This window comes from Haloarcula salinisoli, from assembly GCF_019599405.1.
GTDB classification, from domain to species: Archaea; Halobacteriota; Halobacteria; order Halobacteriales; family Haloarculaceae; genus Haloarcula; species Haloarcula salinisoli.
In genome coordinates this window covers 125,489-146,339 of record NZ_RKLQ01000001.1, presented here as the reverse complement: position 1 = coordinate 146,339, position 20,851 = coordinate 125,489, and the positions used below count along the sequence as shown (strand labels likewise).

The following is a 20,851-nucleotide window of genomic DNA, read 5'->3' as shown; positions in this document are numbered from 1 at the left end:
ACAACGGGGGACAATGAGTATGGACCGCGCGGCCGCCGTCGCCCGCGTCGAGGACATCGTCGAGACAGTCGAGTCCGAGACCATGCCGGTACCGGTCCGGGAGGTGTGGGTGTACGGCGACGTGGCGCTCGGGCTCGACCCCATCGAGCGCCTGGACGTCTACGTCACCAAGGACATCCTGTTCAAGGACGCCCCCGAGCGCAGCGAAGAGTTCGAGAAGAGTCACGGCGTCGACGGCGTGGGCAAGACAGTCCGGGCCGAGTGGGCCGACGAACATCCCGACTACCTGCGGGCAAACGCGAGCGGCCACGCCGCCCCCGAGAAGTGTCTGGCCGCTCACCTCCTCCCCGACGACACTGACGAGCCCATCCATCTGGAAGTGTGTAACGCTTCCTTCGACGACAACGTCACCCAGCGGCTCAAGGGCGCGATGGCCCGCGACGACTACGAGCAGATTCTGGACCCACGGGGCGCGTGTCTCTGGGTGGAAGGACAGCGGTCGCCCGAGGCCTTCCAGAAACTCCGGGACGGCGAGTTCGTCCTGCCGACGCTGTCGGGTGCCCTGGAGATGCTCGGGATGGCGGCCGACGAGGCCGACGAAGCCGCCGACGCGGTGCGGGCCTACCGGGACCGACAGGAGGGGGCGACGGTCCGTGGGGATATCGTATAGCGAGGTCGCGAACACAGTGAGCGACCTCGAAAGCGAACGGGGAGGAACGACCCGTGAGTGACGGGAGCCGTGGAGCGGTCACACCCGTCCCACAGTGACGAAGAAGGGGACCGTCTCCCGGCGCTCGTAGTCGCCGGTCCCCATCTGCCCGACGACCGCCCGTCCCATCTCGCGCCACTGCTCGCGTAGCGCGTCGTACTCCTCCGGCGTGGTCTCGCCCGCGAGAATCGTCTCGCGGTCGGTCGCCAGCCCCTCGCCGGTGGCCTTCCGGCGGGCGGCTCTGACTGCGCGCTCGCCGTACGGTGGCTCGACGGTCAGTTCCTGGTCGTATCGGCGGGTCGAGACGACGTCGAGGCCGGCCGCCTCGAAGACGTCGGCGGCGTCGGCCCCGAGTTCCACGTCGGTGTCGACACCGTCGAGGAAGCGCTCGCGGGCGCGCCGAGCGAGCGGCGGCTCGCTGTCGACGGTCGACTGGACCGTGACCGCGCCGTTGTTGGGCTCGACGGCCGCGACGCGGTCGCTCGCCACGCGGGCGAACTCCCGGACCGCAGCGGCGGGGTCGGGGAGGTTGATGAGCAGGGCCTGACAGATTACAAGGTCGAAGCTGTCGTCCTCGACGGGGAGCCGCGTGGCGTCACCCCTGACGGTCGGTCCCGGGACCGAGGCCAGCAGGTCCGCGTCGGCGTCGAGCGCCACCACGTCGCCGTCGCTCTCCTCCCGAAGGACGCGGGTGAGTTCCCCGGTGCCACAGCCGACGTCGAGGACGCGGTCGCAGTCGTCGAGTGCGAGATCCACGAGTGCCTCGCGAGAGTCGGCCCACATCCCCGAACGGGTGTCCGAGAGATAGTCGGCGGAGAAGCGTCGCACGGGCGGACTAACTCGATTGGGCCCCAAATAGCTCGCGGTCCTACCGCGTCTCGGTCGGCGGGGTGGGGGCACAGCCGTCCGTCGAGACGTGCTGGCTCGTGTCGTCCAGCGCATTCATCACCCGGTCCAGCAACGCTGGGGTCTCCGCTCCGGCCTCGACCGTCACGGTTCGGTCGACGCCGGGCGTCGTGATGGTGAGCGTCGTCGGCGGGATATCGGTCGGACACCGCTCCTCGCAGTCGTATCGGGAGTCCAGCTCTGTGACCGCGTCCGACCCCGCCAGGTCGCGGAACGGGTCCAGTTCCGACTCGGGCAGTGTCGCCGAGTCCGTCCTGGTGGTGTCGCCACAGACGAGTGTCTCGGTCACGCGGCCGTCGGCCGTCGAGACCCGCAGCGTCCGTTCCCAGTCTGTCGGTGCCCGGGCGCTCGTCCGCGACCGCGTTACGGTGACTGACTGGTCGCTGCTCGGGGTGTCTGTCGCCGTCCCCGTGGCCGTCGTCGTCCCGGCTGTCGACTCATCGCGTTCGAGACAGCCCGCAGCGAGGCCCAGGACAGCGCTCGCAGCGGCGAGGTATCGCCGCCGGGTCGGTGAGTCGGTCATCGTCGGCGCCAACCCACCACCAGAACGGCCACGAGCGCGCCCAGGACACCGAAGCCCGGACCGCTGCCGCCCGAGGTGGTTCCTGTCGCGTTCGTCGGAGTCGACGAGCGTGTCGCCGTCGGTGACGGCTGGGCCGTCGCGGTCGACTGGACGCCCGGCGACGTGGCCGCGGGCTGTGGGTCACTGGTGTTCGCGGCGGCGACCGAGATAGTCGTCGCCGTTCGGTTCGCGTACCGGACCTCGTACTCGCCGGGACTGCTAAACGAGCGCGAGACCGCCACCGTCCCCGAGTCGGCCGACGACATCGCGACCGTGGTCCGGTCGACAGTTCGGTTGTCGTGGACCCAAACGACCGTCATCGAGTCGTTCTCGGCGGCCATGTCACCGACGTCGAGCGTCACGTTGACCGTCTCCCCGGTAGCGGGGCTCTCGGTGTCGACGCTGACCGAAACGTTGCCGTCCGTCTCTCCGGCGGTGTCAGTGGTGTTCGTCGCGTTGCCGGCGTCGGTCTCGGAGCTGTTGCCGGCCGTCGCTGCGCCGCCGACACCGCCGGTGCTTCCACCGGCACTGCCACCGGTGCTTCCGCCGGTGCTTCCGCCGGTGCTGCCACCGGTGCTTCCGCCGGTGCTGCCGCCGGTGCTGCCGCCGGTGCTGCCGCCGGTGCTTCCGCCGGTGTTGCCGTCGTCGTCGGAACTCCCGTCGTCACCGCCGTTGGAGTTGCCCGAGCTCCCGCCGTCACTTTCGTTCACCTCGATGGCGACGGTCGTCGTGTCCGTCGCACCGTCCTCGTCGGTGACGGTCAGTTCGACGGTGTAGGTCCCGTTCGCGACGAATGCGTGTGTTGCCTGAGACCCGTTGGCCGTCGCCCCGTCACTGAAGTTCCACGCGTAGCTCGTGAGCGTGCCGTCCGAATCGGTCGAGTTACTCGCGTCGAACGCGACTGCCTCGCCGGTCGTGACGTTGGTTCGGTTGGCCGACACCGCCGCTTCGGGCGCCGTGTTCGGTTCGCTCACCTCGACAGTGACCGACGCGCTGTCGGTGGCGCCGTCCTCGTCGGTAACAGTGAGCGCGACCGTGTACGTGCCGTTCGAGGCGAAGGCGTGGGTCGTTCCTTCGCCGGTCGACGTCGCGCCGTCGTCGAAGGCCCACTCGTAGCTGGCTATCGAGCCGTCCAGGTCGGTGGAGTTGCTGCCGTCGAAGGCTATCGTCTCGCCGACCGTGACGGTCGTCCGGTTCGCCGAGACGTCGGCATCGGGCGCCGCGTTGGGCTCGGTCACCTCGACAGTGACGGTCGCCGTATCCGTCGCGCCGTCGTCGTCCGTCACAGTCAGCGTCACAGTGTAGGTCCCGGCCGAGTCGAACGCGTGGGCCGTTCGGTCACTGGTGGCGGTCGCGCCGTCACCGAACTCCCACTCGTAGCTCGCTATCGAGCCGTCGGAGTCAGCCGACTGGCGGGCGTCGAACCCGACCGTCTCACCGACCGTGATGTTCGTTCGGTTGGCAGACGCGTACGCGTCGGGCCCCTCGTTCGGGTCGGTCACTTCGACCGTGAGGGTCGCGTTGTCGGCCGCGCCGTCGTCGTCCGTGACCCACAGCGTCACGGTGTAGGTTCCGGCCGAAGCGTACTCGTGGACCGGCTGCTGGACGGCGCTCCCGTTCCCATCGCCGAAGGTCCAGTCGTAGGCCGCTATCGACCCGTCGCGGTCGAGCGAGTCGCTCGCATCGAAGGCAATAGCCTCACCGACCGTGACGGTCGTCCGGTTGGCCACCGCCAGCGCCTCGGGGGCCTCGTTCGGGTCGGCAACCTCGACGGAGACGGTCGTCGTGTTCGTCGCCCCGTCGTCGTCCATGACGGTCAGCTCGACGGTGTAGGTCCCGTTCGAGGCGAACGTGTGGGCCACCTGGGAGCCGTTGGCCGTCGCGCCGTCACCGAGAGCCCACTCGTAACTCGTTATCGAGCCGTCGGCGTCGGTCGAGTTGCTCGCGTCGAACGCTATCGTCTCCCCGGTCGTGACATTCGTCCGGTTAGCCGAGACGGCAGCTTCGGGCGCAGTGTTCGACCCGTCGTCGGTCACTGTCGTCGTCGAGGTGTTGGTCGTGTGCGTGACGCCGACCTTGGTATCCGTGGCGGTGACAGCGAGGTCGATGGTGTCGCCGGTCGACCGCTCGGGGGGCGTAATCGTCAGCATGTACTCGCCCCTCGACCGCTTGGCGACGCTGACGTTCTCGGCCGCCACCGTCTCGCCGCCGACCGTGACGGTGAACGAAGAGGCGTTCAGCTGGTCGAATGCGCCGGTCTCGTAGGGCTGACTCCCGGTGAAGACTGAGACGTTCACTGCCACAGTATCCGGCGCGGCGGCGTCGGTGGCGTTGGCGGTGACGTTCGTCGGAAGCGGGAGCGTCGGGTACGTCGTGGCGCTGTAGTAGTCGACCGGCGCGTCGCCGGCGGTCTGGACCAGCTTCCAGCCGCCGCTCTCGGGCGTGCCAGGAGTCCGGACCGCCTCGTAGCTCGTCTCGGTCGCCGCACTCGTGTCGGTCAGCTTCCCGTCGGGGCCCCGCAGCAAGAGGTCCAGGTCGCTGCCGTTGTCCGCCCAGGAAACGCGCGAGGAGAGGCGCCACTCGTCGCCGACGGTCCGACCGTCAGGGAGCGTCGTGTTCACCGGGACGGCGTAGACGGCCGACGCGTTGGCATCGAGCGCCCGTCGCGGCGGGTCGTTGAACAGGACCGAGTCGTGGGTCCTCGTGATGTTGGTGAGTTCGACGGCCTCACGACAGTCCGCACAGTCGGCCGCGCTGAACGTGCCGCCGGAGCCTGCGCGGTAGGTGTGGGTGAGGTCCCCGCCGTCGAAGACCCCGGCGTTGCTCGTGTTCCAGACCAGCAATCCGGGGTTCTTGAACCACCGGCCGAGCCCCCGGTCGAACCCATCGAGCGCGCGATAGGAGAGCACGAAGTGCCTGCCGCTGGTCGCGCTGTCGTCGCCGATGCGGTAGAACTCGTTTTCCGCAGAAGACGGCGGGAGGATGCCCGGCTGGTCGTCCGGCGCGATACGGGTCGTCGTCGCCCACCCCGCCTCTCGTTTGGTCCAGGCAATCGGGTGGACCGGCGAGTCGCCGCTGCGGGTGACGCTCCCGTAGCTCCCGCCGCCCATCAGCCCCCAGTTGTCGATGCCCGGAGTCGTCTCGGTCGGGTAGAGGTCCGGCCAGTTGAAGACGAGGTGGCCGGTCTCGTGAGCGAACACGCCGATAGTGTTCTGGTCGCCCGGCGGAACCGTCTCGGGCTGGAGGCTATACCCCGTGACGGTGACGCCGTCGTCGGTCTCGATGCCGGGGTAAAACCACGACCGGTGTGACCAGATGTCGGTGGCGTCCCCCGTGACCTCCTCTCCAGGGCCCGGGTGGATGACGGCCACGCGAACCTCCCCGTCTTCGTCGTAGTCGTATGCCGAAAAGTCAGTCCTGTCGTCGGCGTTCCGGACCGCCTCTCTGGCGTACTCACCAGCTGCGTCGTAGCTCGCACCCGCCTCGTCGTGCGTGAAACTGGTGTCGAGCCAGCCGATGACGCCCGGTCCGGCGGTGAAGTTCACACGCCCGCCGCTGACTTCGAGGAAGTACTCCCTGAAGCTCCCGGGTCCGGAGGCTTCGTCGGGGCTCGACCCGAAGTAGAGGTCGGCGAACGACTCGCTCGTGTAGGTCGGCTTCCTGTCCGTGAAGTTCGCGAAGACGACGGGCATCGGGACATCGGTCTGTCCGGCCTCCGAACCCGGGGACAGCTCGACGGTCGACGACGTACCGTCCGAATCCGTGGCGGCGGCCAGTTGCGGCTCGGACGGCCCTGCCGGCCGGGCGCGTTCGTCGAGTCCCGACGGCGAGTCTATACCGACGCGTCGGTCGGTCGCGACGAGGTTCCCGTCTTCCGCGCGGACGTAGTGCCACCAGCCCGATTCGTTCTGCCGGATAGTGTAGTTGTCCGTCGTCTCCCAGCCGTTGCGGAAGGCGTTCCCCCACAGCCGGGCCTCGAACGTCGTCCCGTCGGGCTGTGTCTTCGTCTCGGGCTCCGGGTCCGGCGGTGCCGACCAGAACTCGACCGGCGGTCCGGCAGTGTCGTTGGTAGTCGCGTTGGCGTCCCTGTCTCCAGTACCGTTCGCGGTCGCGTTGGCGCTCCTGTCTCCGGTGTCGTTGCCGGTACCCGCTGTCTCGTTGGCCCCGGTGTCGGTGGCTGCTCCGACGCCGGCCGCGGGTATCGTCGGCGCCACGACCAGCGCGGCGACCATGCCGACAACGAGTACCACGTGCAACCATCCACCGATACGACCGGCCGTCGCAGTAGTATCGAACCCAGTGTCAGTAGCCATCGGTTTCCCCCTGCCGTGTCGGTCTGTACCGACCCCAAGCGCAGCGTTTCATTCGTGGATATAACTACAGATATTAGCTACAATATTAATAATTGCCGGTGAATATTCGTAAAATTAACTTCAGGGAACAGGTTCGAGCGGCAGGAAGGAGGGGGCCGCGAGAAGCGACCGACCCGAACAGTACAGCGTCAGACACTACGACCGGAGCAGGAGTGCACGGCCTCAGGCATGTTCCAGCGTCACCGACTCGGCGGCGTAGTCCTCGACGTAGGCGCCGACACCGCCGACGGTGACCCGCTCGCCGTCGACGCGAAGCACCATCCCGTTCTCCGAGGGGAAGCGATTGGTCATGGGGTAGACCAGCCCCTGGCGCACGTCGAGTGCGAGCCCGGTTATCTCCGTTTCCGGCAGCGCCGTCTCGCCGCTCGCAGCGATTTTACAGGTGGTCTGTATCTTCGACCCCTGCCTGAGATGTAGCGTCGCGCCGAGGACGCCGCCGCGGAACGTCGGGTAGTGCCGGGGGAGCGTGGGCGGGTCGGCGACGTGTATCTCCCGGCCCATCGACCAGTAGTTTCCCACGAACTCCCCGAAGAGGCCGAGCGTGATGTGGCTGCTGTCGACGAACGTCGCGAGCGTGTCGTCCGAGGAGTCCGAAAGCACCCACGGCCAGCCCAGCAGCGTCAGCCACTGGTCGACCAGGCAGGTCAGGGGAACCTGGCCGGGCAGGCGCCTGACGACTGTCGCCAGTTCGTCGAGATCGTCTGGGACCTCGCCGTCGCCGTACAGCAACAGCAACACCGCCACGTCGTTCTCGATGGCCGTCCCCAGGCGGTCGCGAACGACCGGGACCGCCTCGACCGGTATCGACAGCAACACCTCGCGGCGAGCCTCGGCCAGCAGCGCCCGGAGCCGCGTTCGGATACTGGCCGAGCCGTCGATAGCCTCGATGCAGGGGTCGTGAAACTCGATGCCGCTCGTTTATCACGGACGGTATTAATTCTCATGCTAAGTAGGGACAGCTACAAACCACTCCGTGACAGACTGTGACTATGGAGCGGGCGGACCAGGTCGCACTTGTGGACAACGGGGCCGGTGAGCCTGGCATCGAGTCGGCGCTTTCCAGCGAGGCGTTCGAGGTCCACACGGTCCCGGACATCGAATCACTGGAGGCGCTGCTGGAGGCGAGGACCGTCGACTGCGTCGTCAGCACCTACCAGGTCCCGCGCCGGGACGGGCTGGAGTATCTCGGCGGACTGCACGCCTTAGAGACGGTCGCGACGCTCCAGCCCGACGCCCCACGGATACTGTACACGGACATCGTCAACCAGGATATCGCCCGCGAAGCGGTGGCACTGGGGCTGTTCGACTACATTCCGACGAACACGGACGAGAGCCTCGACCGACTGGTGACGCGGATCGTCGACGCCACGGAGAAGCGCCGCGCCCAGCGCCGCGTGGCCGAGCTCTCGCGGGTCAACGAGGTCATCCGCGAGGTGCTGACCGTGCTCGTCCGGGCCGAGAGCCACGAGCGGGTGTACGAGGAGGTCACGACCACGCTCGTCGCGACCGAGGCGTACGACGGCGCGCTGTTCGGGCGGCGGACCGAGACGGGCGTCGAGCGACTGGCGACCGCAGGGACGGTCACGGCATCGGCAGTCGAGCGGAGCCTCGAGGACGGCGAGGGCGTGACCGCTGTCCAGGGAGACCGCCGCAGCGTCGCCGTCCCCGTCACCGACGACGGGCTAGTACTCGTCCTGTTCTCCGACCGCCCGGAGGCGTTCGGGGCGACCGAGCGGGACGTCCTCACACAGCTCGGTGGCGCGGTTCGGTACAGCCTCGACGCTATCACGGACGCCGAGACGCTCGAACGGCGCGAGGCGGCGCTGGCGGAGAAGACCGAGCGCCTCTCGACGTTCGCGAGTGTCGTCGGTCACGACCTCCGGAACCCACTGTCGGTCGCCAGCGGGAACCTCGAGCTGGCGATGGCGGGCGAGACCGAACGGCTCGACGCCGTCGAGTCCGCGCTGACCCGGATGTCGGAGATGATAGACGACGTGCTCGCGCTAGCCCGGGACGGCGAGCGGAGCATCACTCTCGAGCCGGTCGACCTCGCGGCGACGGTCGAAGCGGCCTGGGGCACGGTCGACACCGGCGACGCGACACTCGACGGGCCCGAGACGGCCGTCCTGACCGCCGACGTGGGCCAGCTCCAGCGCCTCCTCGAGAACCTCTTTCGTAATTCGATAGAGCACGGCGGCCCCGACGTGAGCGTCACCGTCGAGCGAACCGAGACGGGATTCGCCGTCTGCGACGACGGCCCCGGCTTCTCGCAGTCCGACCCGGCGTCGGTGTTCGAGCTGGGCGTGACGGGGTCGGCGTCAGGAACGGGCCTCGGGCTGGCCATCGTCGAGAGCATCGCCGAGGCCCACGGCTGGTCGGTGTCGGCCGGTGAGAGCGAGCGCGGTGGCGCCCGCTTCGAGCTCTCGGGCGTCGACTTTGCGGGCTAGTCCTCGCGCAGTTCGCGCACCCGCTCGATGTTCCAGGCGAAGCTCTTGCCGTCCTCCGTTGGCGTTTCCAGCACGAACGGCACGTCCGCGACGGCGTCGTGGTTGACGAACGCACGCATTCCGGCTTCGCCGATTTCGCCCTCGCCGATGTGGGCGTGTTCGTCCTTGTTGGTCCCGCAGGCGTGTTTCGAGTCGTTGAGATGGATGCAGGCGAGGTCCTCGAAGCCGACCACGTCGTCGAACTCGGCGAACGTCTCCGCGACCCCTTCGGGTGTCGAGAGGTCATAGCCCGCCGCGAACATATGGGCGGTGTCGAGACAGAACTCGATGTCCAGACTCGTCCGTTCACGGACCGTCGCCAGGTGTTCGAACTGCCCGCCCAGCTTCGTCCCGCTACCGGCGTCTGACTCGATGAGCACCGTCACGCCGTCGGGGACGTCCAGCTCGTCCAGCACGCTCGCGGCGTTGTCGAGGCCGCCGTCGACGCCCGCGCCCGTGTGGGCACCCAGGTGGACGTTGACGTACTCGATACCGAGCTTGTCTGCGGCGTCGACCTCCTTCTGCATCGAGTCTAGTGACTTCTCGCGGAGGTCGTCCTTGGGCGTACAGAGGTTGACGAGGTAGGAGGAGTGGATGACCCACGGGCCGACGCCGTTGTCCTCGCTCAGCTCGCGGAACTTCGCGGCTTCCTCGTCCTCGATGTTGGGGTCCTGCCAGACCTGCGGGGAGTGGGAGAATATCTGGCCGCAGTTGCCGCCGTACTCGACTTGCTCGTCGACGGCGTTGAACGCGCCGCCCGCGATGGAGGTGTGTGCACCGACTCGTACCATGAACAGCGGTGTGTGCCGTTGGATAAAATGGGTTCCGACATCTCGTGGGGCAGGTGTCGAGTCGGTCACACCGCACCGATACCGCCCCCGCAGGTCAGGGCGACTTCCGAACCCACTCGTCGGTCACATACTTCGAATCCGCGCGCTCGCGGGCGCGGGACCGCTCGTCGTCGGTCCAGATTCCCTCGTCGGCATCGGCCCACGCGGCGAGCGTCGTCCGGAGCGACTCGACCACGTCGTCCCGCTCGACGTCGACGTACTCGTCGATAGCGCCCACTCGCTCGCGGAACGCCTCGGGGTCGGGCTCGCCGGTGAAACAGCCACAGTGGCGCTCGGGCCGCAGGGACACCGACAGCGAGCCGTGCTGGACGACGGCGTCCTTCCGGCGATACTGGGCGTTACCGCCTATCTTCCGGCCGTCCGGACCGACGATGTCGTGGGCGGGATGCAGGGCCCGCAGGTAACAGGCCGGCTGGTGGACCGCCTCGTACTTTCGGTCCACGTAGTCCGCGTCGACGCCGATACCCTCGAAGGTATCGAGGATGGGCTCGCAGAACAGCCGGTAGCACTCCATGAGGTCCCCCGGCACCGCGTCGGCCGGCGCGACGATGCTGTAGGAGAGGTCGGCGTAGTGGTCGTGGTAGATAGCACCGCCGCCGGTCGGCCGGCGGGTGACGCCGATGCCCTCGCGTTCGCAAAAGTCCCAGTCGATACTGTCGGGGTCCTGGTTGTACCCCAGCGAGAGCACGTCGGGCCAGGTGTAGACCCGCACGGTGGCCGGCCCGCCCGCCGCCGCGGTCTCGGCGGCTATCTCCTCGAGCGCCATCGTCATCGGCCCGTCGTCGGTGGCTTCACCGATGACCCGCCAGTCGAGCTCCGCGAGTGTCATTGCGAGTGGTAGGTCGCCGCCTGCGTTAGGGATTGCGACTATCGGCGCGAGCGGGGTCGGCCGGCCCGTCGCCCTCGACGAGCCGCCCCATCACCCGCGCCTCGGCCTTGCGGAGGTGTTCGGCGGCGGTGCCCGGTGAACAGTCCAGTGCCTCGGCCACCTCCGCCGTCGACCCCTCGCGCGGTTCGTCGTAGTAGCCACAGTCGACGGCGGCGGCGACGGCCTCGAACTGGCGGTCGGTCAGTGCCGCCGCCGGCTCGAACCGGTGGCTCGCGTACTCTCCGACCTCGCGGACGTCGACGGCGATACCGTCCGGGACGGCCTCGACCGACCGCTGGACGGTCTCGCCGGGACCGACGAGCGTGAGTGCCATCGTCCCGTCGGCGCGGAACGCGACCGGCGAGACGCCCACCAGCTCGGCGGCGGTGACCGCGTCGACGATACTCCGCCCTGTCTCGGAGAGCCGGTCCCGAACGTACAGATAGAACGACTCGCCCGGACACGTCGAGATAGCGTACTCGAGGATGTGCTCGGTCGCCTCCAGAGCCTCGCGATAGGGCGCAATCGGGTGGCCATCGACGTAGAAGAGCAAAGTGCGGACCTCCTCGTCGATGTCGTTCCCTCGAAGGAGATAGCTCGCCTCGTACCCCTCGTGGTCGACGACAAACTGGTGCATCGGATTGCGCGTCTCGGGCGGGAGCGACAGCGAGAGCCTGACGTACTTCACACCGGCCGTGGGATTCCCGGATATAAATACGCCTCGCCAGTGGGGCACCACAGCGAGGGTGGCTGCGGGCGACACTGCAGGTATGTCCCAGTCCGTCTCCACGCCGGCCACTGGGGCCGGCGACCGTATCGAGTCGATACGCGAGCACGTCGTCCGCGAGGAGCGCCACGAGAACGCGCCGGCGGTCGTGATACGCGCCGACGAGGTCCAGCAGGTACTCTCGACGCTGAAGACCGAGGTGGGCCTGGACCACTGCGCCTGTGTCACCGCCCAGGAGTACGCCGACCGCTTCGAGACCATCTATCACCTCCGGAGCTACGACGACCCGACCCGGGAGCTATCCGTGGTGGTACCGACGGCCCACGACGACCCCCGAAGCGAGTCGGCCGCGCCCGTCTACCGCACCGCCGAGTGGCACGAACGGGAGGCCTACGACCTGCTGGGTATCGAGTACGACGACCACCCCGACCTCCGCCGGATTCTGTTGCCCGAGACCTGGCAGGGCCACCCGCTGCGCCGGGAGTACGACCAGTCCCAGCCCCAGATAGTGACGTTTCGCGAACAGCAGAAACTGCTCGAAGACGAGCACGTCGGCCCCGACACGATGCATCTCAACGTCGGGCCCCACCACCCCTCGACCCACGGCGTGCTCCACCTGACCGTCGAACTCGACGGCGAGCAGGTCGCCGCGGTCGACCCCGATATCGGCTACATCCACCGCTGTGAGGAGCAGATGTGCCAGCAGGGCACCTATCGCCACCAGATTATGCCCTATCCCGACCGCTGGGACTGGGGTGGGGCGGGCCTACTGAACGAGTGGGCCTACGCGCGGACCGCAGAGGCCCTGGCCGACATCGAGGTCCCGGAGTACGCCCAAGTGATCCGGACGATGTGTGGCGAACTCGCGCGCATCCTCTCGCATATGCTCGCCGTCGCCACCTACGCGCTGGACGTGGTCGGCGAGTTCACCGCCGTCTTCATGTGGGGCTTCAGAGACCGGGAGCTCGTCCAGGACATCCTCGAAGACCTCACCGGCCAGCGGCTGATGTTCAACTACCTCCGGCTGGGTGGGGTCGCGTGGGACCTTCCAAAACCCCGCGAGACCTTCTTCGAGAATATTCAGGACTTTCTGGACGAACTCCCGCGCAAGCTCGCGGAGTATCACAATATGCTAACGAACAACGAGATTATCCAGCTGCGCACGGTCGACACCGGCCATCTCGACCCCGAAACCGCGAAGGCGTACGGCTGTACCGGCCCCGTCGCTCGGGCCGCCGGCGTGGACTACGACCTCCGGCGGGACGACCCATACGGCTACTACGACGAACTCGACTGGTCGGTCGTCACTGACGACGGCGGCGACAACTTCGCGCGCCTGCAGGTCCGCCTGCGCGAGGTCGAGGAATCAGCGAAGATTATCCAGCAGTGTGTCGACCTGCTCCGAGAGTGGCCAGAAAGCGACCGGGAGATACAGGCCAACGTCCCCCGGACGCTCCGGCCCGAGCCCGACACGGAGATCTATCGAGCGGTCGAGGCCGCCAAGGGGGAACTGGGCATCTACATCCGTTCCGACGGGACCGAGACGCCCGCCCGGTTCAAGATTCGTGGCCCCTCGTTCTCGCACGTCCAGGCGCTCTCGGAGATGGCCGAAGGCGAATACATTCCCGACCTCGTGGCGACCCTTGGCAGCTTAGACACCATCATGGGCGAAGTCGACCGGTAACTAGGTGTCCAGGTCGCCAAAGTCGACGGTGTACTCGCGAGGCGTCGGCGTGTCGTTGCCCGGCGCCGAGACGACCGTGACCGCGAGTGTGTCCGGCCGGTCGCCGTCGGGGAGCTGCCAGGTGCCGGTGACCAGGCCGTCCTCGCCGGCGTCGAGCCGGCCGGTCGTCGCTCCCGACCCCTCGATGGTCCGGCCCGACCGCGTCGTGACCGCCCCGAGCCGGAGTTCGTAGCCGTCGACCGGGTCGGTGACGGTCACCGTGAGGACGAACCGCGTCCCGTTGTCCGCCTCGGTGAGCGTCGCCGCGTCGACACGCTCGGTGGCCGCGGTGGCCGTGAGTATCTCGTCGTCGACGGTCGCCCCACCGGTCTCGGCCGTCGCGGTCGGCGTCGCCGCCGGCCCGGCTCCGCCACCGCCCAGGTAGTGACCGATGAGACCGCCGAAGGTCACCACCTCGATAGCGATGGGGATGGCGATGGCGAGCACGATGAGCACCCGGACCATGCTCACCTCCGGCGGGTCGACGTCTTCGAGCATCAGACCGGAATGGGCGGGCTGCCCGGGGCGAAGATACCGTCGGCGACCATGCTCCAGAGCGGCGGCCCGTAGGCGATGACGATGAGCACCAGCGCGATGGCGGTCCAGAGTTTGTAGTTGTCGAGGATACGCGGGCTGTGGTCCGCCCCCGACAGCGGCTCCGGGATATGGCCGTTGACCGAGAGCGTCCCGCCACGGTGGGCCAGCCAGGTCTCGGCCATCACGAACAGGAACATCGCCGCGCCGACGAACAGCAAGGTTCCGCCGATGGCAATCTGCAGGCGCATCTCGCCGATGCCCCCGGCGACGCCGCTGAAAGCGAACTCGTCGTACGTCGGGTCGGCGGTCCGACGCGGGACGCCCGCCAGTCCGGCCCGGTGCATCGCGTTGGACATCAGCGCCATGCCGATGAACCAGACGTAGGGCTGGGCGACCGCGACTTTGCGCCGGCGGAGCTGCTTGCCGGTGAGCTGGGGCACCAGCCAGTAGCTGATGGCCATCGCCGTCAGGGCGAACGCGGTGCCGACGGTCAGGTGGAAGTGGCCGGGCACCCACAGCGTGTTGTGGATGAGGTAGTTGATGTTCATCCCGGCGTTTATCATCCCCGAAAAGCCGCCAGCGGCGAACATCAGGCCGGCGAGCATACAGCCGGTAAAGGCCGGCTTGTCCCACGGCAGCTCACGCAGCCAGCTGACATAGCCCGTCGCACCGCGCTGTCGGGCCCCGTGTTCGACGCTCGCGACCACCGTGAACGCGGTCAAAAGCGACGGCAACAGCAGGAACATCGTGTTCGTCATCGCGATGGCCTTGAACCCCTCCGGGATGCCTGGGTCGACGTACTGGTGGTGGAATCCGACCGGCGTCGACAGCAGCAGGAAGAGGACGAAGACGACGCGAGCGAGCGGGTCGCTGAACAGCCGCCCGCCGGCCAGTTTCGGCAGGATGGTGTACCACACGAGGTAGGCCGGCATCAGCCAGAAGTACACCACCGGGTGGCCGAAGTACCAGAACAGCGTCCTGGTCAGCAGTGGGTCGACCTGGCTGATGAGGCCCAGCGACCACGGGATGAGGAAGACGACCACCTCGACGGCGACGCCGATAGTGGAGATATACCACATCAACATCGTCGTCACGACCATGAACGTCTGCAGCGGGATGCGCTCGTCGGGGTTCTCGGAACGCCACGCCCACAGCGATTTGAAGTAGGCGAGGCCGGCGAACCACGAGCCGACGATCAGCAGCGCCGCACCGACGTAGAACAGCGGGTGGGCCTGCAGCGGTGCGTAGAACGTAAAGAGCACGTCGGCGCTCAGCTCCTGGCCGAGAATCGACGGCGCGCCCATGATTCCGCCGAGGATAGCGACGGTCGCCAGCACCGTCCCGAAGAGCATCAGCCAGAACGCCCCCCAGGCGATGCGCTGTGGGAGTTCACGTTCCAGGGTGTTGCTCACCGCCCAGCTGAACAGTCCGGCGATAAAGAAGGTCGTAAACACCAGCGCCAGCAGGACGCCGTGGCCCGTCAGGATGGTGTAGTAGTCCGCGTCGCTGATGAGCCCGTCGAAGACACCGGTGCGATGCAGCGCCTGGACGATGCCAAAGAGCGCGCCGATACCCAGCGCGACAAAGGAAACGATGAACTGGCTTCGAACGAGTTTCGACGTCTTGGGGTAGTTATCGACGTAGACCATCAGTTTTGCACCTCCGTAGCGTTGTACGTGTAGTTGGATTTCGGGACCACCTCGATGGAGCCGCCCATCTCGTGGTGGGCGGCCCCGCAGTACTCGTGACAGACCAGGCCGTACGTGCCGGGGTTGTCGAAGCGTGCCGTGACCTCCGACACCTGGCCGGGGATGACCATCGTGTTGACGTTGGTCTCGACGATGGAGAACCCGTGGACCACGTCCGCACTGGTCACGCGGAACGTGACCCGCGTGTCGGCGGGGACGCGGATGGGGTTGTCGCCGGTGCCGGGGTCAAACTGGAACTGCTGGGCCACCACGTAGACGACGTAGTGACTGTCGTTTTGCTTGACGACACCGGGGTCGTCGAACCCGGTCCCGGTCGACCCCTGCTGGACTGCCTGCGGGTCTATCTCGCCGCCCGAGTCGTCGACCATCTTCACCCCGGCACCGACGGTGCCGTAGGCGACAGTGGCGATGAAGCCGACGATGAGCAGGAGCGCTGCGCCGAGCCATATCTTCTCGAAGTTGTGAACCTGCATCGTATCACCCGATGACCGAGACGCGACCGAGGAACTCCACGAAGTACATGAACACCCACAGCAGGGCGATGAGGACGAAGTACGCCGCCACGAGCGAGGCCGTTCCCCACGGGTCGAACTCGTCGTGGCCGACCTCGACGGCCGGCTCCGGCTCCGTCGCCTCCTCGACCGGCGTGGGGCCGCTCGCCCGCTCGAGGTCCGAATCTGTCGGCTCCGGCGGCCGCTCGCGGTAGCGCCGGCGCATCACCGCAGCCAGGAGCAGCGGTGAGAAGAAGGCCGCAAGCACCGACCCCGCCAGCAGCCAGCCCGGGCCCGAGAGCTCGACGTCGGTACCGCCCTCGCCGCCGCTCGCGCCCTCCAGCGGGCCGCCGACGACGACGGCGCCTTTCATCCCGAGGCTCTTGTGGGGGGTACAGACGTACTTGTTGATGCCGTACTCCTCGAAGGTATGGCTGTACGTTGTCCCGCTGTCCGATACCGGGTCGCCCGAATCCAGCGGCCCGTCGCCGTCCGAGACGACGTTGTGGCCGCCGCCGTTCCCGCTCCACTTCCAGGTGACTTTCGTCCCGGGCGTGACCCGGACCGCCGGCGGGTCGAAGGCGTAGGCGCCGTTGTTACCCTCCGCGCCGACCGTAATCTCGACGCTGTCGGAACCGGTCTTGTCGACCGTGTTCCCGTCGAAGTTCGAGACGCCGCTGAACCAGCCGCCGTAGTCGGGCTTGGCGGGCGGCCCCTTCGGGCCGGGCGTGCCTTCCTCGACGACGACGGCGCCTTTCATCCCGAGGCTCTTGTGGGGGGTACAGACGTACTTGAACGTCCCCTTGTTCTCGAAGGTGTGGCTGTAGGTCGTCCCCGATTCCGAGACCGGGCTGCCGGAGTCCAGTGGTCCGTCGCCGTCCGAGACCACGTTGTGGCCGCCGCCGTTCCCGCTCCACTTCCAGACGACCTCGGTCCCGGGATTGACTCGTACAGCGGCCGGTCCGAACGCGTACGCGCCGTTGTTACCCTCCGCGCCGACCGTTATCTCGACCGTGTCCTGGCCGCGCTTGTCGACGGTCTCGTCGTAGTTCGAGACGTTGTCGAACCAGCCACCGTAGTCCGGTTCGCTCTGTGCGCTGGCAGTCCCGGCCACACCGAGGGCCGCCGCCCCGGCGGTCGCCGTCAGGAACTGCCGCCGTCCGACAGTCATCGGCCACCTCCCGGAGCGCCGGCCACACACGCGCTATCGATGCTGGACGTCTCCATGGTCGACCGAAGAAACTGCCGTTAAAAAAAGGGGGGACGGCGTTCCTACGGGCTTGGAATACGCCAGTCGTTTTTATATTACATCCCGCTTACCGTCGGCCATGTCAACGTCCAGTCCGCGACTCGTCACACTGCTCGCACTGCTTGGCCTGGCGCCGGTCGCCTACTACATCCTGGGCACCGGCCGGACAATCGTCGCACTCTCGCTGGTCAGCGTCGTCATCATCGCGGCGAGCCTCTACCTGATGACCGCCGACCACGAGGGTCAGGCCACCTGAGATGCTCCCCGTGAGCGGGCTGTCGGCGGGCGAGACGACCGGGCTCGCCGCGATGGTCGGGCTCGGACTCGTCGGGAGTGTCCACTGTCTCGGGATGTGTGGCCCGCTCGTGACGACCTACGCCGACCGGTTAGACGACGGGGGGCCGCTGTCGCTCTCCGAAATCCGCCAGCAGGCGCTGTTCAACGTCGGCCGCACGGTGAGTTACACGCTGCTTGGCGGCGTGTTCGGGGCGGCGGGGGGGCTCCTGTTCGACCTGGCGGCGCTCGTCCGCGTGGGCGAACTCGTCCGGGGCGGCGTCGGCGTCGCGGTGGGCCTGGTCATCCTCGCCGTCGGGGTGGGCTACCTGACCCGGGGCCGGGCCGTCGACGTGGGTCGGTCTCTGCCGCTGGTCGGCGATCTCTTCGCCCGTGTCTCCTCATTGCTGGTCGACCGCCTCGACCGGCTGGTCGACGGCCCGGGGATGGTCGCGCTGGGTGCCATGCACGGACTGCTCCCGTGTCCGCTGCTGTATCCGGCCTTTCTTTACGCCGCGACCACCGGCTCGGCGGTGACCGGGGCGCTCTCGCTCGCGGCGCTGGGCCTTGGCACCGTCCCGCTGGTCTTTGCCGCCGGCACCGCCTTCGGGACGCTCCCGACCCGCCGACGCGCCGCCTTGCACCGCGTCATGGGCGGCGTCTTCCTCCTGCTCGCGCTGGTACCGCTCGCGAACGGGCTGGCGGCCTTCGGCGTCGCCATCCCGAAACCGCCGCTGCCGATGCCCTGGACATGACCGACTGCACCCTCTGTGGACTGGCGACGGACGACCCCGTGACCGACAGCGACGTGGCCGGCTCGTTCTGCTGTCGGGGCTGTCTCGAGGTCGCCCGCACCCTGGACGAGCCCGCCGACACTGACCCCGAGGCCGTCGAGACGGGGACCGACCCCGACGACGCCGAGGGCGAGACCACCTTCTGCTCGGTGTCCGGGATGCACTGTGCGACCTGCGAGCTGTTCCTCGAACGGCGCGCGACTACCCACGACGGCATCAGGGCGGCGTCGGCCAGTTACGCCACGGGGACGCTGCGAGTGACCTACGACCCCGACCGGGTCGACGCCGACGCCCTGCCAGACCGACTCTCCGGGACGGGCTACGAGGTCGCCCACCGCGGGGCCGACACCGCGACCGACGACCAGCGCGAGGGGCGCCTGCTCGTCGGCGGCTTCTTCGGGATGATGACGATGCTGTGGTACCTCCTGTTTCTGTATCCGGCGTATCTGGGCCTGGACTTCGGACTGGTCGACCTCGAGGGGGCGGCCGGCGCGTATCTGCTCTGGAACACGGCCGTGATGACCGCCGTCGTGGTCGGCTACACCGGCTGGCCCCTGCTTCGGGGCGCGGTGGTGAGTCTGCGAACCGGCCGGCCGAACATGGACCTGCTGGTGGCGATGGCCGCGACGACGGCCTTCGCCTACAGCGTCGTCGCCGTCCTCCTGGGCCGGACGGAGGTGTACTTCGACGTGGCGACGGTCATCGTACTCGCGGTGTCCGTGGGCGACTACTACCGCGACCGGGTCCGCCGGGCCGCCGCGGGGCGACTGACGGACCTGTCCAGCCAGCGGGTCCAGCGGGCGACGCTACGGACCGACGCCGGAACCGAGACGGTCGCCGTCGACGCGCTGGCCCCCGGCGACGAGGTGGTGGTCGGCGAGGGCGAACGCATCCCGGTCGACGGGCAGGTCGCCGAGGGGGCCGCCGGCGTCGACGAATCGCTGGTGACCGGCGAGTCCCTGCCAGTCAGGAAGATGCCGGGCGACGACGCGGTCGGCGGTGCGCTGGTGACCGACGGCGAGGTGGTCGTCCGCGTCGGTCCCGACGCCGAGAGCACTGTCGACCGACTCACGGAGCTGCTCTGGCGGGTCCAGAGCGAGCGCGGCGGCGTCCAGCGCCTCGTGGACCGCGTCGCGGCCGTCTTCGTCCCCCTCGTCGTGGGACTGGCTGTCCTCGCGGGGGTCGGCCACCTGGTCGGCGGGGCGGCCCCGACCGACGCCCTGCTGACCGGGCTGGCGGTACTGGTGGTCTCCTGTCCCTGTGCACTGGGGCTGGCGACGCCGCTGGCGACGGCCGCCGGCGTCCGCGCGGCGCTGGACGAGGGTGTCGTGGTCACCGACGGCTCGGCCTTCGAGACGGCCAGCGAGGTCGACGTCGTCGCCTTCGACAAGACCGGGACACTCACCACCGGCGCAATGTGGCTGGTCGAGCGGCCCGACGACGACGCGCTATGGCGGGCTGCCGCCGTCGAACAGTTCGCCGACCATCCGCTGGCGACGGCCATCACCGAGGCTGCGCAGCCGTCCGACACCGCGGTCGAAGACGTCGAACACCACCCCGGTCGCGGCGTGAGTGGAACAATCGACGGCGAGCGCGTCGTCGTCGGGACGCCCTCGCTACTGGCCGACGAGGGGCTATCGGTGCCCGAGCGGCTGGTCGAACGCTGCGGGCGGGCCCGCGCCGACGGGCAGATTCCCGCACTCGTCGGCTGGGACGGGCGTGCCCGGGACGTCGTGGTGGGCGGCGACCAGCACCGCGAGGAGTGGGAGACCGTCGTCGAGTCGCTGTCGCCCCGGGAGGTCGTGGTCATCACCGGCGACGGCCCCGAAGCCGCCGCACCGTTCGAGCGCCACGACGCGGTCGACGAGGTGTTCGCCGGCGTCCCGCCGGACGCGAAAGCCGAAGTTGTCGAGCGGCTCCAGTCACGGGGCACCGTCGCGATGGTCGGCGACGGCACCAACGACGCGCCGGCGCTGGGGACGGCGGACCTGGGCATCGCCCTTTCCTCCGGGACGGCGCTCGCGGCCGACGCCGCCGAGGCCGTCGTGACGACCGGTGACCTCGGTGCGGTCCCCCGGGTGTTCGAGCTGACGACCCGGACCCGGCGGCGCATCCGTGAGAACCTCGCGTGGGCGTTCTGCTACAACGCCGTGGCGCTCCCGCTGGCCCTGCTGGGCCTGCTGAACCCGCTGTTTGCCGCGCTGGCGATGACCGCCTCCAGTCTGCTCGTGGTCGCCAACTCCGCGCGGTCGCTAGGTGATGGAGAATCGATCTCGACCGAAGAGGGAGTCTCAGGGCCCGCTGTGCCGGCGACGGGGGACTGAGTGATAGTGTTGAGTTAGGCAAATGCGACTGCAAACAGCCAGAAAGCCCCGACTGGCTCCGGTCGGGAGCCTCGCTGCGCTCCTCGGCCTTCGGCCTGCGGTGCTTACGTCGTCCGCCTTCCCGGAGCCAGTCGCCCCTTTCAGTCCCACCCGTAGACGGTTGACCAGCCGGCATGGGTGGGGCTGAAAGGGGCCGCGTTCTCGACGAACCCCGACGACGCAAGCACGCTACGCGAGCGTGGTTCGAAAGGCGCACCGCGCCTTTCGTT

At 68.3% G+C, this 20,851-nt stretch carries 17 protein-coding genes; 6 read left to right on the top strand and 11 right to left on the bottom strand.

Translation table 11 applies throughout. The annotated features are described in order from the left end of the window. Positions 1-19: 19 nt before the first annotated feature. Positions 20-670, top strand: coding sequence for a DUF7095 family protein (locus tag EGD98_RS00745; RefSeq protein ID WP_413229583.1), 651 nt, complete (start codon positions 20-22; stop codon positions 668-670). A gap of 78 nt (positions 671-748) precedes the next feature. Here EGD98_RS00745 and EGD98_RS00740 read toward each other — a convergent pair whose 3' ends face one another. The 4 genes from EGD98_RS00740 to EGD98_RS00725 form a co-directional block, all read right to left on the bottom strand. Continuing rightward, a complete protein-coding gene (locus EGD98_RS00740) occupies positions 749-1,492 on the bottom strand; it encodes a class I SAM-dependent methyltransferase (protein WP_220588009.1) in 744 nt (247 codons plus the stop codon). Between the two features lie 85 nt (positions 1,493-1,577). Further along, the gene (locus tag EGD98_RS00735; RefSeq protein WP_220586437.1) at positions 1,578-2,138 is read right to left on the bottom strand and encodes a hypothetical protein; all 561 of its coding nucleotides are present in this window, start codon (positions 2,136-2,138) and stop codon (positions 1,578-1,580) included. After that, the gene (locus tag EGD98_RS00730) at positions 2,135-6,490 is read right to left on the bottom strand and encodes a PKD domain-containing protein (protein WP_220586436.1); all 4,356 of its coding nucleotides are present in this window, start codon (positions 6,488-6,490) and stop codon (positions 2,135-2,137) included. The genes EGD98_RS00735 and EGD98_RS00730 overlap by 4 nt, the downstream gene beginning before the upstream one ends. 222 nt (positions 6,491-6,712) lie before the next feature. Next, a complete protein-coding gene (locus EGD98_RS00725) occupies positions 6,713-7,429 on the bottom strand; it encodes a TrmB family transcriptional regulator sugar-binding domain-containing protein (RefSeq protein WP_328762445.1) in 717 nt (238 codons plus the stop codon). 110 nt (positions 7,430-7,539) lie between these two features. On the opposite strand from EGD98_RS00725, the gene EGD98_RS00720 reads away from it, so the two are divergent. Next, positions 7,540-8,997, top strand: coding sequence for an ATP-binding response regulator (locus EGD98_RS00720; protein WP_220586435.1), 1,458 nt, complete (start codon positions 7,540-7,542; stop codon positions 8,995-8,997). Here the strand turns inward: EGD98_RS00720 and EGD98_RS00715 are convergent. The 3 genes from EGD98_RS00715 to EGD98_RS00705 form a co-directional block, all read right to left on the bottom strand. Next, positions 8,994-9,827 carry a deoxyribonuclease IV gene (locus tag EGD98_RS00715; protein ID WP_220586434.1) on the bottom strand — a complete coding sequence of 278 codons (834 nt, stop codon included), beginning with the start codon at positions 9,825-9,827 and terminating at the stop codon, positions 8,994-8,996. The two genes, EGD98_RS00720 and EGD98_RS00715, sit on opposite strands and share 4 nt — an antisense overlap. Before the next feature lie 94 nt (positions 9,828-9,921). Continuing rightward, on the bottom strand, positions 9,922-10,716 hold the full coding sequence (locus EGD98_RS00710) for a lipoate--protein ligase family protein (protein ID WP_220586433.1): 795 nt from the start codon (positions 10,714-10,716) through the stop codon (positions 9,922-9,924). 25 nt (positions 10,717-10,741) lie between these two features. After that, positions 10,742-11,443, bottom strand: a complete 702-nt coding sequence (locus EGD98_RS00705; protein WP_220586432.1) for a helix-turn-helix domain-containing protein — start codon at positions 11,441-11,443, stop codon at positions 10,742-10,744. Positions 11,444-11,525: 82 nt separating this feature from the next. Between EGD98_RS00705 and EGD98_RS00700 the strand changes: the two genes are divergently transcribed. Beyond that, complete coding sequence (locus tag EGD98_RS00700) at positions 11,526-13,166, top strand: NADH-quinone oxidoreductase subunit D (RefSeq protein ID WP_220586431.1); 1,641 nt, start codon at positions 11,526-11,528, stop codon at positions 13,164-13,166. Here EGD98_RS00700 and EGD98_RS00695 read toward each other — a convergent pair whose 3' ends face one another. From EGD98_RS00695 to EGD98_RS00680, 4 genes are read right to left on the bottom strand one after another with little or no spacing between them, the layout of a single operon-like run. After that, positions 13,167-13,703 (bottom strand): hypothetical protein, encoded by a 537-nt coding sequence (locus EGD98_RS00695; protein ID WP_220586430.1) that lies wholly within the window; start codon positions 13,701-13,703, stop codon positions 13,167-13,169. Next, complete coding sequence (locus EGD98_RS00690) at positions 13,703-15,391, bottom strand: b(o/a)3-type cytochrome-c oxidase subunit 1 (protein WP_220586429.1); 1,689 nt, start codon at positions 15,389-15,391, stop codon at positions 13,703-13,705. The genes EGD98_RS00695 and EGD98_RS00690 overlap by 1 nt, the downstream gene beginning before the upstream one ends. Further along, on the bottom strand, positions 15,391-15,924 hold the full coding sequence (locus tag EGD98_RS00685) for a cytochrome c oxidase subunit II (protein WP_220586428.1): 534 nt from the start codon (positions 15,922-15,924) through the stop codon (positions 15,391-15,393). The genes EGD98_RS00690 and EGD98_RS00685 overlap by 1 nt, the downstream gene beginning before the upstream one ends. Before the next feature lie 4 nt (positions 15,925-15,928). Then, a complete protein-coding gene (locus EGD98_RS00680; RefSeq protein WP_220586427.1) occupies positions 15,929-17,113 on the bottom strand; it encodes a halocyanin domain-containing protein in 1,185 nt (394 codons plus the stop codon). 157 nt (positions 17,114-17,270) lie between these two features. Here EGD98_RS00680 and EGD98_RS00675 point away from each other — a divergent pair, with 157 nt between their 5' ends. The 3 genes from EGD98_RS00675 to EGD98_RS00665 are packed head-to-tail and all read left to right on the top strand — an operon-like array spanning position 17,271 to position 20,582. Beyond that, on the top strand, positions 17,271-17,447 hold the full coding sequence (locus tag EGD98_RS00675) for a DUF8131 family protein (protein WP_220586426.1): 177 nt from the start codon (positions 17,271-17,273) through the stop codon (positions 17,445-17,447). Position 17,448: 1 nt separating this feature from the next. Continuing rightward, a complete protein-coding gene (locus EGD98_RS00670) occupies positions 17,449-18,219 on the top strand; it encodes a sulfite exporter TauE/SafE family protein (RefSeq protein WP_220586425.1) in 771 nt (256 codons plus the stop codon). Continuing rightward, positions 18,216-20,582: a heavy metal translocating P-type ATPase gene (locus EGD98_RS00665; protein WP_220586424.1), complete on the top strand. Its 2,367-nt coding sequence runs from the start codon at positions 18,216-18,218 to the stop codon at positions 20,580-20,582. Before EGD98_RS00670 ends, EGD98_RS00665 begins: the two co-directional genes overlap by 4 nt. Positions 20,583-20,851: the final 269 nt, after the last annotated feature.